Consider the following 14594-nt stretch of genomic DNA (forward strand, 5'->3'; position numbering starts at 1 on the left):
TTCAGGCGGTCTGCGGTCTAACAAAGATCATGCAGATATACCTTCCCATAGCTGAGGTCTCGGTCAATGCCTACCTTCTTCTGGGCCTCGGAGGAATGGTGGGTGTTCTCTCAGGCATGTTCGGAGTCGGCGGCGGCTTCCTGATGACGCCGCTTCTGTTCTTCATCGGCATCCCGCCCGCGGTGGCGGTGGCCACGGAAGCGAACCAGATTGTTGCCTCCTCCTTCTCGGGGGTGCTGGCGCATTTCCGGCGGCGCACGGTCGACATCAAGATGGGGCTGGTGCTGCAGGCCGGCGGCCTGATGGGGGCGGCGCTGGGGGTGGTGGTGTTCAACTATCTCAAGGCGCTGGGGCAGGTCGATCTGCTGGTCAAGCTGTGCTACGTCGTCTTCCTTGGCGTCGTTGGCGGCCTGATGTTCATCGAAAGCCTGAACGCCATCCGCAAGGCCAAGAAGGCAGGCGGTGCCGCGCCCGCCCCGCGCCGCCAGCGCGGCTGGGTGCATGCGCTGCCGTTCAAGATGCGCTTCCGCACCTCCGGCCTCTATATCTCGGTGATCCCGCCCGTTCTGGTTGGCGTGGCCGTGGGGATTCTGGCCGCGATCATGGGCGTCGGCGGCGGTTTCATCATGGTTCCTGCGATGATCTACATCCTCGGCATGCCGACCAAAGTGGTTGTCGGCACCTCGCTGTTCCAGATCATCCTGGTCACCGGTTTCACCACCATGCTGCACGCCACCACCAACTATACCGTGGACATCGTGCTGGCGGTGCTGCTGCTGATCGGCGGCGTGATCGGTGCCCAGATCGGCACCCGGATCGGTGTGTATCTAAAGGCCGAACAGCTCCGCATCCTGCTGGCGCTGATGGTCATCGCGGTCTGCGTCAAACTGGGCCTCGACCTCCTGCTGCAACCCTCCGAGATCTACTCGCTGGGTGAGCCTGGGGGACACTGACCATGCGCAAGCTGCTGTTGTCCGCCCTGAGCGCCGCCGCCCTGGCCCTGCTGCCGCACGCCGCGGCCCAGGCCGGCAAGGAAGAGGTCGTGCTTGGCCTTAGCCAGGACCGGGTGGCGATCACCGCCACCTTCGACGGGTCGGAAATCCTGGTTTTCGGCGCCGTCAAACGCGAAACCCCGATCCCGCAGGACGACCCGCTGGAGGTGGTGGTCGCCGTGTCCGGCCCGGCGCCGTCCGTCATGGTGCGGCGCAAGGAAAAGAAGCTGGGGATCTGGATCAACGTCGACAGCGTTCTGGTCGACTCCGCGCCGGCGTTCTATGCGGTGGCCACCAGTGCCCCGTTCAAACAGGTGCTGACCGACACCGAGGACCTGCGCTACCGGATCTCGATCAAGCGCGCGATCCGCTCGGTCGGCGCCGCGATGCATATCCGCGGCGCCCAGGCCTTTGCCGATGCGGTGATCCGGATCCGCGAGAAGAACGGGCTTTACTCCCTGCGCGAAAACACGGTGGCGGTGGATGAGCAGACCCTGTTCCGCACCGCCATCGAGATGCCCGCTGACCTGACCGAGGGCAGCTATCTGACCCGCATCTTCCTGACCCGCGGCGGCAAAGTTGTGTCAAGCTATGAGACCGCCATCGACGTGCGCAAGGTGGGGCTGGAGAAGTTCCTGTACGCGCTCTCGCGCGAGCAGCCGTTCCTTTACGGCCTGATGTCGCTGGCGATTGCCATTGCGGCCGGCTGGGGCGCGTCCGCAGCCTTCAGCCTGCTCAGGAACCGCTAAGGGGCCAGCGCCTTCTGGCGGAGCGGAAAAGGGGCGCTGCCCCTCTTGGCCTTTCGGCCAATTCACCCCGGAGTATTTTGCGAAAGATGAAGGCCCGCGTTTCGCTGCCCGGCAGGCGGCTGTGCCGCCGGGAGAGCTGGCCCGCTACGCGCCAGCGCAGCGCCACGCCCAACGGGAGCGGCGCATGAGTAATGCGCCTGCGACGGGCGGGAGCGCTTAGCCGCGGCCGATGTAGGGCATCTTGGTGGCCATCACCGTCATGAACTGCACGTTGGCCTCCAACGGCAGGCGGGCCATGTGCAGAACCGATTTCGCCGCGTCCTCCACCGCAAAGGTGTGCATCGGTTCGGCACCGGGATTGGCCTCCGCGTGGCGCTGGCCCAGGTCTTCGACCATCGGGGTGCGGGTGTTGCCGATGTCGATCTGGCCGCAGGCGATGTCAAAGGCGCGGCCGTCCAGCGACAGGCTTTTGGTGAGGCCGGTGATGGCGGCCTTGGTGGCCGCATAGGGCGCTGAATGGGGCCGCGGCACATGGGCGGCGATGGAGCCGTTGTTGATGATCCGGCCGCCCTGCGGCGCCTGCTGGCGCATCTGCCGGAAGGCGGCGCGGGCCGCCAGGTACATGCCGGTGAGATTCACGTTCACCGAGGCAAACCAGTCCTCCAGCGGGATCTCGTCGATGGTGCCCGGCGGGGTGAAGATGCCTGCGTTGTTGAACAGCACATCCAGCCGCCCCGCCGCCATCACAAAGCTGTTCACCGCATGGTCCACCGCCGCGGGGTCGGTCACATCCGCGGGCAGCACATGCGCGTTCGCGTGGCCCTGCGCCGCCTCCTCCAGCTTGTCCGCGCGGCGGGCCAGCAGGCCGACCTGCCAGCCCTCGGCCAGAAACAGCTCCGCCACGGCACGGCCGATGCCGGAGCTGGCGCCGGTGATCAGGATCGAAGAGCTCATGCGGGGGTGTCCTCCTGTGCTTCCAGTGTCAGCGCCGCGGCCGGGATGGCCTTGAGGTCGTCCACCGGCAGCGGGCCGGAAGGTTTGGCCAGCCGGTTCCTGACCACCCAGATCAGCCGTTCCTGGGCGCGGGTGATGGCGACATAGGCAAGCCGCTTCCACAGCGGCTGGCCTGCCTCCACCCGGCCCATGCGGGCGGCGGCATAGATGTCGGGGGCAAAGACCTGGGCGGTGTCCCACTGCGAGCCTTGCGCCTTGTGGATGGTCACGGCCGCCCCATGCAGGAAGGTTGCGCCCATGCGCGCGGCATAGGGAATGAAGGGTTCTTCCTCATCCGGTTTCTCGATCTTCACGATCGAGGCGGCAGAGACCTGCGGATCCTCTGCCCCGATCACATGCAGGCGGGAAAACCCGGGCTTGCGGCCGGCCCCGAGGTAGATCACCTGCGCGCCCTTGATCAGGCCGCGGGCCTCCAGGTCCAGGCGCTTCTTGCGGTGCTTCGCCGGCAGTTCGATACCGTCGCAGATCAGCGGTTCGCCGGCAATCAGCGCATCTTCCGGCGCGCCATGGACGGCGCGGAAGGCGTTGATCAGGCGGATGCGGGTGTTGTTGCGCCAGACCAGCACCGGCGAGCGCGCCATCAGGTCGACCTCCACCCGCTGGCCCCAGACCACCCTGTCGTCGCGCCGGGCGGTGTCCTCCACCATGCGCTCGAAATCCTCAAACCCCAGCTGCGGGTCGGCCAGCGCGTGGGCCAGGTCGAGGATCGGGTTGCCCGCCTCCTGCCGGTGGATGCGGTTGAGGATCAGCTGGCGCGGCTCCGGCAGGGTTTCGAACACCATGGAGCCCGACTGGTTGACCGGCGCCAGCTGCGCCGGGTCGCCGAACAGGACCAGGTTCGGGAAGATCTCCTTCAGATCCTCGAACTGGCGGTCGTCCAGCATCGATGCCTCGTCAATGAAGCCGATGTCGAGAGGATCCTCGCGCCGCTTCCAGCCGGTGATGAAGTCGGAGCCGCGCAGGCCCGCCGCCGCCAGCGCGCCGGGGATCGACTTGTTCCTTTCGTAAAAGGCCGCGGCCCGGGCCAGCGCCTCCTCGCTCAGCCCTTCGATGTCGGGCTGCTCCCCCTGCCCCGCCAGCCATTCGGCGATTTTCTCGAATTCAGGATCGTAAACCGGCGTGTAAAGAATACGGTGGATGGTGGTGGCCGGCACCCCGCGCAGGCGCAGCACGCTGGCGGCCTTGTTGGTGGGCGCCAGAATCGCAAGCGTGCGGCGGTCTTCGCCCTTCTTGCGGCTTTCGTAATCGCCGGAGACAACTTCAACCCCCGCCTGTTCCAGCGCCTTGTAAAGCTCGGCCAGCAGCAGCGTCTTGCCGGATCCGGCCTTGCCGATCACCGCCATCACCCCGGCATCGCCGCGGGGCGGCTGCAAAAGCCCGTCGTCAAGGTCCACCCCCGCCTGGCGCAGGAGTTCGGTCACGCTGTCATAAGCGGCGGCCTGGTCATCGGAAAACTGTACGGGCAGAGCTGTCATGGCGCGACCCTACAGCCGCGGAGCCGGGTCCGCCAGAGGATCCGGCCCCGGTGTGCGCATTGATCAGGCGCTGAGCGCCACCGGACCGGAGGCGCCGGCGCCGCCGAAGGAGCGGTCGAACCACAGCTGCGACAGCTCCGGCGGGATGCCCGCCTTGCGCGACACGCTGTGATAGGTCTCTTCGGCATATTCCCAAAAGCCCATGCAGATGGGATTGCGCCCCTCGCCCTGGGTGCCGGTGATCTCAGGCGCGAAGCCCAGGTTGCGGAAGGCGCGGGCCGTGTGGCGGTAGAACACGCCTGTGTAATGAGGAACGTCGAAGTTGCGCATGATTTCCAGGCTGCCAAGCATCAGCCCTGCTGCGATCCTGCCGTGCGCCTTGCGCGACAGGCAGAACCGGGTGCATTCCCAGATCAGCGGGCTGCAGATGGGGACGCCGCCGCAGAGATCCAGGAAGATCTCGTTCACCATCACCCGGCCGGTGGTCGGCAGAAACCGCATGGAGCCGCCGTGGCTGCCGTCCGGCATTTCCCAGATCATGTAGAGCGGGTCCAGTTCGTCGTATTGGTCCCGCTCTTCGCCGTTGGCGTCCACCTGCACATCCCAGCCGAGCCGCGTCTTGAACTGATCGGCCCGGTCCAGGAACATTGAATGAGCCAGATCGGAATGCGTGTGAAGATCGTGACCGTAAACATACCGCAGCATGATGTATTCCCCCTTTGGTAGAAAAGCAGGGGAATAGTACGACCATTGGGTTCAATGCCCGAGAGAATTTACACGCATTGAGGTATATCTACCGCTAAACCACAATCAAACCGAGACTTACAGCCCGGGCAATGGCGTGCGTGGTGTTGATCGCGCCCAATTTGAACCGGGCGCTTTCGATATAGACCCGCAGGGTGTGCTCCGAGATGGCCAGGGTTTGCGCCACCTGCGCGCGGCTGTAGCCGATCGCCAGCAGCGTCAGGGCATCCACCTCCCGCGGCGACAGCGGCTGCGCTTGCTCCGCCGTCCGGGAGGGCTCCAGCTCCAGCACCTTGCGGTTGAAGTAGTGGGCCACCAGAATGAAATCGCGGTTGTACCGTGCGATAATCTTTTCCCACGCCGCATCGTCGCAATTGTGGCTGAGCGTGAAGAGCGCGAACTGGCCGTTCGGCCCCCGGATGGGGATCGCATAGCCCTGGTTGCCCACACCATGCACCATCGCGTCTCTCAGGAACTCGCGGGCCGGTTTGGGATTCCAGTCCAGCCGCTTCCAGTCGACCGGGTGAAAGCGCTGGTAGCAGCCCACCACCACCGGATCGACCCGCGAGTAGGCCTTGTCCAGATAGCGGTCCGTCCAGGCCTTGGAGTAGGTGCCGAAATAATAGTGGTTCCCGGCGGTTTCGACCCAGAGGTACATGGCATGATCGACGGCGAACACTTCGCAGACCTGCTCAACGATCAGCTGAAGGCCTTCCAAGGTTTCAGTGGCGTCAAGCGCCTCCAGAATGCGGTCGAGTTCTGCTTTGTATGCCATGAATTACGTGCTGCTGCCCTTTAGGTCCGGCCCCGTTCTGAGGGAGGCCCGTGGCAAAACATGCTGCCGCGGGCTGGCCGGTCGTTCATGCTCTTTTGCAGTGGGGACCTCCCGGAGGTCAATGCGAAGGTTCCGCTTTCGTTCATTTTGGGTGAACAGTCGTGCGAAGCCGCAAAAAAACGCCGCAAAAACCGGAGCGTAGAGAGCCGCCTTTTCCTGCCGGCGGCTGGCGCCTCCCCTGAAATAGCGAGGCCGCATCCGGCAACCGGCTGAAATTCTTCGCTGCAATCCGTTAAATCAGCAAAAACCCGCGAACCACCGATGTGATTCGCGGGCTTGGTCTCAGCTTGATAGCGATGCAGCCTGCAGGATCAGGCCTCCAGCACGTCCTGCAGCGTGCGCAGGCCGGTTTTCGGCGCCTGCACCAGAACCGACATGTTGCCGGGCAGGTGCTCGTTGCGCAGCATCTTCATGTGCGCTTCCGGCAGGTCGTTCCAGGTGAAGACCTCGGACATGCAGGGGTCCAGGCGGCGCTCGACCATCAGCTTGTTGGCGGAGGCGGCCTGCTTCAGATGGGCAAAGTGCGAGCCCTGCAGGCGCTTCTGGTGCATCCACATGTAACGCACGTCAAAGGTCAGGTTATAGCCGGTGGTGCCCGCGCAGATCACCACCATGCCGCCCTTCTTGACCACGAAGGTGGAGACCGGGAAGGTCGCCTCGCCCGGATGCTCGAACACCATGTCGACGTTCACGCCCTTGCCGGTGATGTCCCAGATCGCCTTGCCGAACTTGCGGGCTTCCTTGAACCACTCGGCATATTCCGGGGTGTTGACCGTGGGCAGCTGGCCCCAGCAGTTGAAGTCCTTGCGGTTCAGAACGCCCTTGGCGCCGAGGCCCATGACGAAGTCGCGCTTGCTCTCGTCCGAGATCACGCCGATGGCGTTGGCGCCGGCGGTGTTGATCAGCTGGATAGCGTAGGAGCCGAGGCCGCCCGAAGCGCCCCAGACCAGCACGTTCTGGCCCGGCTTCAGGTCGTGCGGCTCATGGCCGAACAGCATCCGGTAGGCGGTGGCGAGCGTCAGCGTGTAGCAGGCGCTTTCTTCCCAGGTCAGGTGCTTGGGGCGCGGCATCAGCTGCTGGGCCTGCACGTTGGTGAACTGAGCGAACGATCCGTCCGGCGTCTCATAGCCCCAGATCCGCTGGCTGGGCGAATACATCGGGTCGCCGCCGTTGCATTCCTCGTCGTCGCCGTCATCCTGGTTGCAGTGGATGACCACCTCGTCGCCGACCTTCCAGCGGGTGACCTTCGAGCCGACCGCCCAGACGATGCCCGAGGCATCGGACCCGGCAATGTGATAGGGTGCCTTGTGGCCGTCAAAGGGCGAGATCGGCTTGCCCAGCGAGGCCCAGACGCCGTTGTAGTTGACGCCGGCCGCCATCACCAGGACGAGCACCTCGTTGCTGTCCAGCTCCGGAACATCGACCACTTCCTGCTGCATCGCAGTATTCGGCTCGCCGTGGCGCTCCTTGCGGATGGCCCATGCGTACATCTTCTTGGGCACATAGCCCATCGGGGGAATTTCCCCCAGCTCATAGAGATCTTTCTCCGGCGCCTCGTACGACATGACGTCAGTCTGGGTATCCAATGCCATGATGGCCTCCTTTGTAGCCTGTGCTTTTGCCGCGGTGCAGAATCGCAGCGGTTATCTGAGGGATAGGATTGGCAGAGTAATATTGCAACCACTTTTGCGCTGTATGGGTAATTTTATGACCCAGCGGATGCAGCATTTCCCTTAGCAGGTGCAGAAAAATCACGGTTTCCACCCGGCTGCGCGCCATCCTGGGGCATCAGGTGGCGGATCGAATTGGCGTAAAACACCAGCAGGTCGCGGCGGTCTTCGACCGGGGCGAACCGGCCGCCGGATTCGGCCACCAGCCCGCGGCGCAGCAGCTGCTGCAGGCCGCCGCCGGCCGCATAGGACAGATTCTCGCGGGGCATATGGGCATGCGCCAGCGGCATCGCCGCGATCAGATCTTCCAGCCGGTGCTCGATGGCGGCCCGGCTGAGGGCGCCGTGGCGCAACAGGAGCGCCGCGATAAGCGGCACCGGCAGCACCGGAACAATGGCGCTGATCCGCTGCATCAGCTCCCGCGCCAGCGGCTTGGTGATGTCGCCCTGCCGCCCCGCCCCGAAACCGGCCAGGCTCAGCGGGCGGCCGAAGTTCACCGCTGCATAGCCCGCGCGGCGGTGGCGCCCGGTCATCCACAGCCACAGCTGCCGCAACAGCCGCAGCGCCACCAGCCCGATCCCGGCCCGGAACCGGCGCTCGCCCGCCTTGGCGGCAGAGGTCAGGATCCGGTCCTCCAGCACCCGGTCATAGTTCAGCGCCACCGGCACAAAAACCACGTCGCGCCCGTCCGGGTCATAGCCCTCGACGATGTATTTCAGCAGCCCCAGCCTGGGCGGGGCCAAGGCGCCGTCCAGGCTGAGGCCGCCCTCGGGGAACATCGCCTGGGTGGAGCCGCCGCGGGTGGCGAGGCGCACATAGGCGGCCAGCACCTTGCGGTAGAGATCATTGCGCGAGCGGCGGCGGATGAAATAGGCGCCCATCGCCCGGATCAGACGGCTGAGCGGCCAGACCCGCGCCCACTCCCCCACCGCATAAGACAGCGCAGAACGCTCTGCCGCCAGATAGGTGACAAGCACATAATCCATGTTGGAGCGGTGGTTCATCACGAAGACCACGGTGGACTTGGGGTCGATGGCCCGCAGCGCCTCCTCGTCCTGGTGGCCCAGCCGCACCCGGTAGACCGCGTTGGACAGGAGCCGGGCGGCGCGGATCGCCAGCCCGAAATAGGCGAAGGCGGAGAACCCGGGCACAATCTCGCGCGCATAACGGCGGACCTGCTCAAACGCCACGTTTTCCGGGATGCCTTCCGCTGCCGCGTGATCCGCTGCCGCCTGCGCCACCTGCGGGTCGTGGATCAGGCGCTGGATCATGTCATGGCGGCGGGCCAGTTTGAACGGCTCGATGGGGCGCTCCAGCCGCTTGTTCAGCCGCGCCACCGCGCGCTCCAGCCGCCGCCGGAAGAACCAGCGCACCGAGGGAAACAGGAAATGCGACGCGAAGGTCACCGCGGCAAAGCCCACGATCAGCACAAAAAGCCACAGCGGCAGTTCCACGGTTTGCGTCATCCCGCAAAGCCTTGCCCAAGCCTGCCCGGTTTACAAGCCTTTTGCCGCGGCTTGCGGCCCTGGCGCGGGTAGCATCTCGCGGCCGCGATCAGCGCGGCGCTCAAGAAGGGACCGGACGGCCTGCTGCGCCGGCAGTTCGACCAGATGATGGACAGCGTTCGACAGCAGCAGAATGCCTGCCATAACCAGGCCCGCGGCCAGCACGTAGATCGCGTCTGCCAGCCCCGGCGGCAGCAGCGACAGCAGGGTCACCCCGATGTAGTTGTGCAGCAGGTAAACCGGATAGCTGATCACCCCCAGCGCCGCCAGCGGCCGCCACGCCAGCACGCTGGCCGCCCGCAGGCGCCAGGCACAGGCGGCAACCGACAGGAAGATCAGGGCAAGGACCACGGCCTCCCCCCAATCCTCTGCGCGGTAGAAGGCGACCGAAAAGCTCCAGAAGATCAGCGCTGCCTGCCGCTTGCTGCGCGCCCCGCCATAGACCGCGGCAAAGGTGATGCCCGCCGCAAACAGATGCGCATAGGCCAGAAAGAGCGTCTCAATCAGCACCTGCGGCACCAGTCCCGGGACCGCGAACTGAACCGCTGCAAACAGGGACTGCATCAGCAGCAGCACCAATGGCGCCACCTCCGCAAAGCGTCCGGCGGGCGCCAGCCAGCAGATCACCGCTGCCAGCAGGTAGAAGCGGATTTCAATGGCGAGGGTCCAATAAACGACATCGACATAGCCATCGAACCCGAAGGCGCTGTGCCAGAAGCGCTGCGACGTGAAGGTCCAGGAGGCGGCAAAGCCGCTCAGCCCGCCCTGCACCTCCCGGCTGAAGCCGCTGTCAAAGCTGTGCACGACGGCAAAAGTGATAATGGAGCAAACCGCCAGCGCAGGCCACAGCCGCGCCAACCGTTTCAGCGCAAACCGCCAAAGCCCGGGCTGGCCGGCAAGCGACAGGGTGATGACAAAGCCGGAAATCACGAAAAACAGCGCAACCCCCAAATCGCCGTATTTCGCCAAAGGCAGCAGGCCCGCGCCATAGGGATAATGCTGGGGATACGCCTGAAAATAGTGGTACAGCACAACCGCCAGCACGGCGACGGCGCGCAGGCCGTCGATCTCGGCAAGGCGCTGCCCGGTTAATGAGGTCTTCAAAGCAGTATTCTTCTAAAAATCGATTCAACTTAAAGGACTTTAGTCCGCATCCAGCTCCATCTCAACCGCGCGCTTGCTGATGGTTAACCGCGCAACCGGGCATCAGCCCTGCAAATGCCGCAACGCAGCGAATTGACACGGGTTGAAAATTGCAGTTTACATCAGCTTGACGAAATAAAATTACCGACACTCTGACTCGCGAGGCCCGACATGCCGCAGATGCAAAAAGACCGCCCCTGGCTGATCCGCACCTACGCCGGCCACTCCACGGCCAAGGCGTCTAACGCGCTTTACCGCGCCAACCTGGCGAAAGGGCAGACCGGGCTTTCGGTCGCCTTCGACCTGCCGACCCAGACCGGCTATGACAGCGACCACGTGCTGGCGCGCGGCGAGGTCGGCAAGGTCGGCGTGCCGGTTTGCCACCTGGGCGATATGCGGGCGCTGTTCGACCAGATCCCGCTGGAGCAGATGAACACCTCGATGACCATCAACGCCACGGCGCCGTGGCTGCTGGCGCTGTATATCGCGGTGGCCGAGGAACAGGGCGCGGATGTGTCCAAGCTGCAGGGCACGGTGCAAAACGACCTGATCAAGGAATACCTCTCCCGCGGCACCTATGTCTGCCCGCCCAAGCCCAGCCTCAAGATGATCGCGGATGTGGCGGAGTATTGCTACACCAACGTGCCCAAGTGGAACCCGATGAACGTGTGTTCCTACCACCTGCAGGAGGCCGGGGCGACGCCGGAGCAGGAGCTGGCCTTTGCCCTGGCGACCGCGCAGGCGGTGCTGGACGAGCTGAAACCGCGCATCGCACCGGAGGATTTCCCGGCCATGGTCGGGCGCATCTCCTTCTTCGTGAATGCGGGCATCCGGTTCGTGACCGAGATGTGCAAGATGCGCGCCTTTGTTGACCTGTGGGACGAGATCTGCCGCGACCGCTATGGCGTCGAAGACCCCAAGTTCCGCCGCTTCCGCTATGGCGTGCAGGTGAACTCGCTGGGCCTGACCGAACAGCAGCCGGAAAACAACGTCTACCGTATTCTGATCGAGATGCTGGCAGTGACTCTGTCGAAGAAAGCCCGCGCCCGCGCCGTGCAGCTGCCCGCCTGGAACGAGGCGCTTGGCCTGCCCCGCCCCTGGGATCAGCAATGGTCGATGCGGATGCAGCAGATCCTGGCCTATGAGACCGACCTCCTGGAATACGGCGACCTGTTCGACGGCAACCCGGCGGTCGATGCCAAGGTCGAGGAGCTGAAGGACGGCGCCCGCGCGGAGCTTGCCAATCTGGAATCGATGGGCGGCGCTGTCGCCTCGATCGAATACATGAAGGGCCGGCTGGTCGAGTCCAATGCCGACCGGCTGAACCGGATCGAGAAGAACGAGACCATCGTGGTGGGCGTCAACAAATGGACCGAGGGCGAGCCTTCGCCGCTGCAGACCGAGGACGGCGGCATTATGGTGGTCGACCCCGCGGTGGAGCAGGAGCAGATCAGCCGCCTGAACGCCTGGCGCAGCGAGCGTGACAATGACGCGGTGCAATCGGCCCTGGCCGCCCTGCGCGCCGCGGCGCAAAGCGGCACAAATGTCATGGAACCGTCGATCGCCGCGGCCAAGGCCGGCGTCACCACCGGTGAATGGGCCGAGGAGATGCGCAAGGTCTATGGCACCTACCGCGGCCCGACCGGCGTGTCGGCCTCGGTGTCGAACAAGACCGAAGGGCTGGACGATCTGCGCGATGCGGTCAATGCGGTCAGCGACGTGCTGGGCCGCCGCATCAAGTTCGTGGTCGGCAAGCCGGGCCTCGACGGCCATTCCAACGGCGCCGAGCAGATCGCCTTCCGCGCCCGCGACTGCGGCATGGACATCACCTATGACGGCATCCGCATGACCCCGGCGGAACTGGTGGAAGCGGCGCAAAAGGATGACGCCCATGTGGTTGGCCTGTCGATCCTGTCGGGCAGCCATCTGCCTTTGGTCGAAGAAATGATGCAGCGCATGCGCGACGCCGGTTTGGCGCATATCCCGGTGGTGGTCGGCGGCATCATCCCGGACGAGGACGCGCAAAAGCTGAAGTCAATGGGTGTGGCTCGCGTCTATACGCCCAAGGATTTCGAGCTCAATTCAATTATGAGCGACATTGTGGACCTGGCAAGGCCACCGGAAATTGCAGCGAATTGACTTTTTACCGGCAGTTTTCTGCAAACCGATAAAAAAGATGCTGAAATGCGTCTGGTATTCAGTCCATAAGGAATGACATACCGGTTTTTCCGGTGTGTCATTTTTATATATGGAGTTCAGAATGACCTTCGACCTTTCGGCAATGAGCAGAAAAGAGCTTCTGCAGCTTCAAAGCAATGTTGAAAAAGCACTGCAGGAAGCAGAACTGCGCGAACGCCAGGAAGCCTTGAAAGCCGCCGAGGAGGCTGCCGCAAAATACGGTTTCTCGCTGGACGAGATCGCCACTGCGTCGCGCCAGGGCGCAAAAAAGGCCAAGGCCGCTCCGAAATACCGCAACCCGGAAAATCCGGAAGAAACCTGGACCGGGCGCGGCCGCAAACCGCATTGGGTCCATGCCGCGCTGACCGCCGGCAAAGATATTTCCGATCTGGAAATCTGATCTGTCTGGAGCTGAGCGATGACCATTCACATCGGCGCCGCCAAGGGCGATATTGCAGAAACCGTGCTGATGCCCGGCGACCCCTACCGGGCGAAATGGGCGGCTGAGACGTTTCTGGAAGATGCCAAGCTGGTCAATGAAGTGCGCGGCATGCTGGGCTATACCGGCACGTGGAAGGGGCACCGGGTGAGCATTCAGGGCAGCGGCATGGGGATGCCCTCGCTGTCGATTTATGCCAACGAGCTGATCCGGGACTATGGCGCCAAGACGCTGATCCGCATCGGCTCTTGCGGCGGCATGCAGGACAAGGTCAAGCTGCGGGACGTGATCCTGGCGATGACCGCCACCACCCTCAACAGCCCGTCCAGCGGTATTTTCCGGGAGCTGAATTTCGCCCCCTGCGCCGACTGGGGCCTGTTGCAGGCGGCTGCCCAGGCGGCTGCTAAGCGCAGCGCCGACACCCATATCGGCGGCATCTACTCCTCGGACGTGTTCTATGACGAACGCCCCGACCTGAACGAGCAGATGGTGCGCCACGGCATTCTCGGCGTGGAGATGGAAGCGGCGGAGCTTTACACGCTGGCGGCCCGTCACGGCTGCCGGGCGCTGGCAGTGCTGACCGTGTCCGATCATCTGGGAACTGGCGAGGCGCTGCCCTCCGATCAGCGCGAGCGCAGCTTTGGCGACATGGTGGAAATTGCCCTTGAAGCCGCGTTCGGCTGAAAGTTTTCATTTTGATAATTAGTAAGGGCAGCGGCTTTCGCCCTGCCCTTTTTTCCGCCTGAAAGACCCGGCTTCATTTTGTACGCTGGGAAAATCCCCCTGCGAATGGCGTTTTTGGACAGAATAAATACGTGACCCTTCTGCCCCTTATGCAGATTTGGTGCCAAATTTGTCCACTTACCGGAATTCCAAACCCTTATTGCCCGCTCAGCCAATGCCGTGGCTGCGGTCATAGCCATTTCGCGGCGGGCTTTTCCAATCGCCTAGGGCGCCTTTGGCCGGGGCAAAGATTTCGACCAGCAGCGGATGGCACGCCGCCGTATCGCTGGAATGCTCCGCCGAGCAGTCCCCGCCCGGGCAAGCGCTGAGCGCCCCCAGCAGGCCGATCTCGGCAAAGAACTCCAGATAATCGCCGGGCCGCACCGGGCTCGCTTTCATGAAATACTGGCCGGTATCGCGGGTAAAACCGGTGCACATAAACACATTCAGCACATCATGCACATGCGGCTCCGCCTCCGCCAGCGGCAGCCCCATATGGCCTGCCAGCGCCCGGGTCAGGTTGGAGTGGCAGCAGTGATGGTACTGGCTGCCCGCCAGCAGGTTGCCGGTGTAGGGGTCGCAGCGGGTGCCGATCACGTCATGCACGGAGCCGCCGTACGGGTCGATGCCGTACCAGCCCAGCGTGTCTTCCGTGATGGTTGCCATCGGGCGCAGATGCGGAAAGCTGGTCCACATCCGCTCTCCCGCGGTGATATGGGTGCCGTGCAGGGCGCGGGTCTTGCCGGAGTAGAACCGCTCGCTGAGGTCGGCCCTGTTCCACAGGTTCAGATCGCCCACCTGCGGCCCCTCCACCGAGGTGATCCGGAAGAAATGCCCGGCGGGCACCTCGAAACAGGCGGCATCGCGAGGCTGCACCAGCACCTCCCCGGTCTTCACCGCCGCTTGCCGCGCTTGCCGGTACAGCGGCAGATCCGGAACCGGCAGGGTGTCGTTGGGGTAGCAGATCACCGGCTTGACCGCGCGGCGGGCGTCCGCGTCGGCGGGGGCTTCGGGGGAGATCGTCATCGGGCAAACCTTCTCGTCCGTTTGCCCCATCAAGACGGCAATGCCGCAGGGTTTCAAGCCCTGCGGCGGCCGGAACAGATCACAAGCGCCGGAAGGCGAAG

13 protein-coding genes are annotated in these 14594 nt (G+C 64.1%); 5 read left to right on the forward strand and 8 right to left on the reverse strand.

Going from position 1 to position 14594, the window contains the following annotated elements; translation table 11 throughout:
- Positions 1–29 precede the first annotated feature (29 nt).
- Entirely contained in the window at positions 30–953 is a 924-nt protein-coding gene (locus R2C4_RS13495; RefSeq protein ID WP_141891040.1) for a sulfite exporter TauE/SafE family protein, read from the forward strand.
- Between the two features lie 2 nt (positions 954–955).
- Positions 956–1741 (forward strand): TIGR02186 family protein, encoded by a 786-nt coding sequence (locus R2C4_RS13500; RefSeq protein ID WP_141891041.1) that lies wholly within the window; start codon positions 956–958, stop codon positions 1739–1741.
- 216 nt (positions 1742–1957) lie between these two features.
- Here the strand turns inward: R2C4_RS13500 and R2C4_RS13505 are convergent, their stop codons facing one another.
- The 7 genes from R2C4_RS13505 to R2C4_RS13535 form a co-directional block, all read right to left on the reverse strand.
- Complete coding sequence (locus R2C4_RS13505; protein ID WP_141891042.1) at positions 1958–2695, reverse strand: SDR family oxidoreductase; 738 nt, start codon at positions 2693–2695, stop codon at positions 1958–1960.
- On the reverse strand, positions 2692–4230 hold the full coding sequence (locus tag R2C4_RS13510; protein WP_141891043.1) for an ATP-dependent DNA helicase: 1539 nt from the start codon (positions 4228–4230) through the stop codon (positions 2692–2694). The genes R2C4_RS13505 and R2C4_RS13510 overlap by 4 nt, the downstream gene beginning before the upstream one ends.
- Positions 4231–4293: 63 nt before the next feature.
- On the reverse strand, positions 4294–4935 hold the full coding sequence (locus tag R2C4_RS13515; RefSeq protein WP_141891044.1) for an acyl-homoserine-lactone synthase: 642 nt from the start codon (positions 4933–4935) through the stop codon (positions 4294–4296).
- Positions 4936–5029: 94 nt separating this feature from the next.
- Complete coding sequence (locus R2C4_RS13520) at positions 5030–5749, reverse strand: helix-turn-helix transcriptional regulator (RefSeq protein ID WP_141891045.1); 720 nt, start codon at positions 5747–5749, stop codon at positions 5030–5032.
- A 371-nt stretch (positions 5750–6120) separates the two neighbouring features.
- A complete protein-coding gene (ccrA, locus tag R2C4_RS13525) occupies positions 6121–7401 on the reverse strand; it encodes a crotonyl-CoA carboxylase/reductase (RefSeq protein ID WP_058285208.1) in 1281 nt (426 codons plus the stop codon).
- Positions 7402–7514: 113 nt separating this feature from the next.
- Positions 7515–8945 (reverse strand): 1-acyl-sn-glycerol-3-phosphate acyltransferase, encoded by a 1431-nt coding sequence (locus tag R2C4_RS13530; protein ID WP_141891046.1) that lies wholly within the window; start codon positions 8943–8945, stop codon positions 7515–7517.
- A 30-nt stretch (positions 8946–8975) separates the two neighbouring features.
- Complete coding sequence (locus R2C4_RS13535; RefSeq protein ID WP_208764492.1) at positions 8976–10088, reverse strand: acyltransferase family protein; 1113 nt, start codon at positions 10086–10088, stop codon at positions 8976–8978.
- A gap of 210 nt (positions 10089–10298) precedes the next feature.
- On the opposite strand from R2C4_RS13535, the gene R2C4_RS13540 reads away from it, so the two are divergent.
- The 3 genes from R2C4_RS13540 to deoD all read left to right on the forward strand — a co-directional run bounded on the left by R2C4_RS13540 (position 10299) and on the right by deoD (position 13428).
- Positions 10299–12266, forward strand: a complete 1968-nt coding sequence (locus tag R2C4_RS13540) for a protein meaA (RefSeq protein ID WP_141891047.1) — start codon at positions 10299–10301, stop codon at positions 12264–12266.
- Positions 12267–12387: 121 nt separating this feature from the next.
- Entirely contained in the window at positions 12388–12705 is a 318-nt protein-coding gene (locus tag R2C4_RS13545; RefSeq protein WP_058285205.1) for an H-NS histone family protein, read from the forward strand.
- 18 nt (positions 12706–12723) lie between these two features.
- Entirely contained in the window at positions 12724–13428 is a 705-nt protein-coding gene (gene deoD, locus R2C4_RS13550; protein WP_141891048.1) for a purine-nucleoside phosphorylase, read from the forward strand.
- Positions 13429–13635: 207 nt separating this feature from the next.
- Here deoD and R2C4_RS13555 read toward each other — a convergent pair whose 3' ends face one another.
- Positions 13636–14493 (reverse strand): urea carboxylase-associated family protein, encoded by an 858-nt coding sequence (locus R2C4_RS13555; protein WP_141891049.1) that lies wholly within the window; start codon positions 14491–14493, stop codon positions 13636–13638.
- Positions 14494–14594 lie beyond the last annotated feature (101 nt).

The organism is Leisingera aquaemixtae (genome assembly GCF_006740765.1).
GTDB lineage: Bacteria > Pseudomonadota > Alphaproteobacteria > Rhodobacterales > Rhodobacteraceae > Leisingera > Leisingera aquaemixtae.

Excerpts from the sequence above, each read along its gene's own strand:
- R2C4_RS13495 (WP_141891040.1), top strand. The coding sequence starts at position 30 with ATGCAGATATACCTTCCCATAGCTGAGGTCTCGGTCAATGCCTACCTT.
- R2C4_RS13500 (WP_141891041.1), top strand. The coding sequence starts at position 956 with ATGCGCAAGCTGCTGTTGTCCGCCCTGAGCGCCGCCGCCCTGGCCCTG.
- R2C4_RS13505 (WP_141891042.1), bottom strand. The coding sequence starts at position 2,695 with ATGAGCTCTTCGATCCTGATCACCGGCGCCAGCTCCGGCATCGGCCGT.
- R2C4_RS13510 (WP_141891043.1), bottom strand. The coding sequence starts at position 4,230 with ATGACAGCTCTGCCCGTACAGTTTTCCGATGACCAGGCCGCCGCTTAT.
- R2C4_RS13515 (WP_141891044.1), bottom strand. The coding sequence starts at position 4,935 with ATGCTGCGGTATGTTTACGGTCACGATCTTCACACGCATTCCGATCTG.
- R2C4_RS13520 (WP_141891045.1), bottom strand. The coding sequence starts at position 5,749 with ATGGCATACAAAGCAGAACTCGACCGCATTCTGGAGGCGCTTGACGCC.
- ccrA (WP_058285208.1), bottom strand. The coding sequence starts at position 7,401 with ATGGCATTGGATACCCAGACTGACGTCATGTCGTACGAGGCGCCGGAG.
- R2C4_RS13530 (WP_141891046.1), bottom strand. The coding sequence starts at position 8,945 with ATGACGCAAACCGTGGAACTGCCGCTGTGGCTTTTTGTGCTGATCGTG.
- R2C4_RS13540 (WP_141891047.1), top strand. The coding sequence starts at position 10,299 with ATGCCGCAGATGCAAAAAGACCGCCCCTGGCTGATCCGCACCTACGCC.
- R2C4_RS13545 (WP_058285205.1), top strand. The coding sequence starts at position 12,388 with ATGACCTTCGACCTTTCGGCAATGAGCAGAAAAGAGCTTCTGCAGCTT.
- deoD (WP_141891048.1), top strand. The coding sequence starts at position 12,724 with ATGACCATTCACATCGGCGCCGCCAAGGGCGATATTGCAGAAACCGTG.
- R2C4_RS13555 (WP_141891049.1), bottom strand. The coding sequence starts at position 14,493 with ATGACGATCTCCCCCGAAGCCCCCGCCGACGCGGACGCCCGCCGCGCG.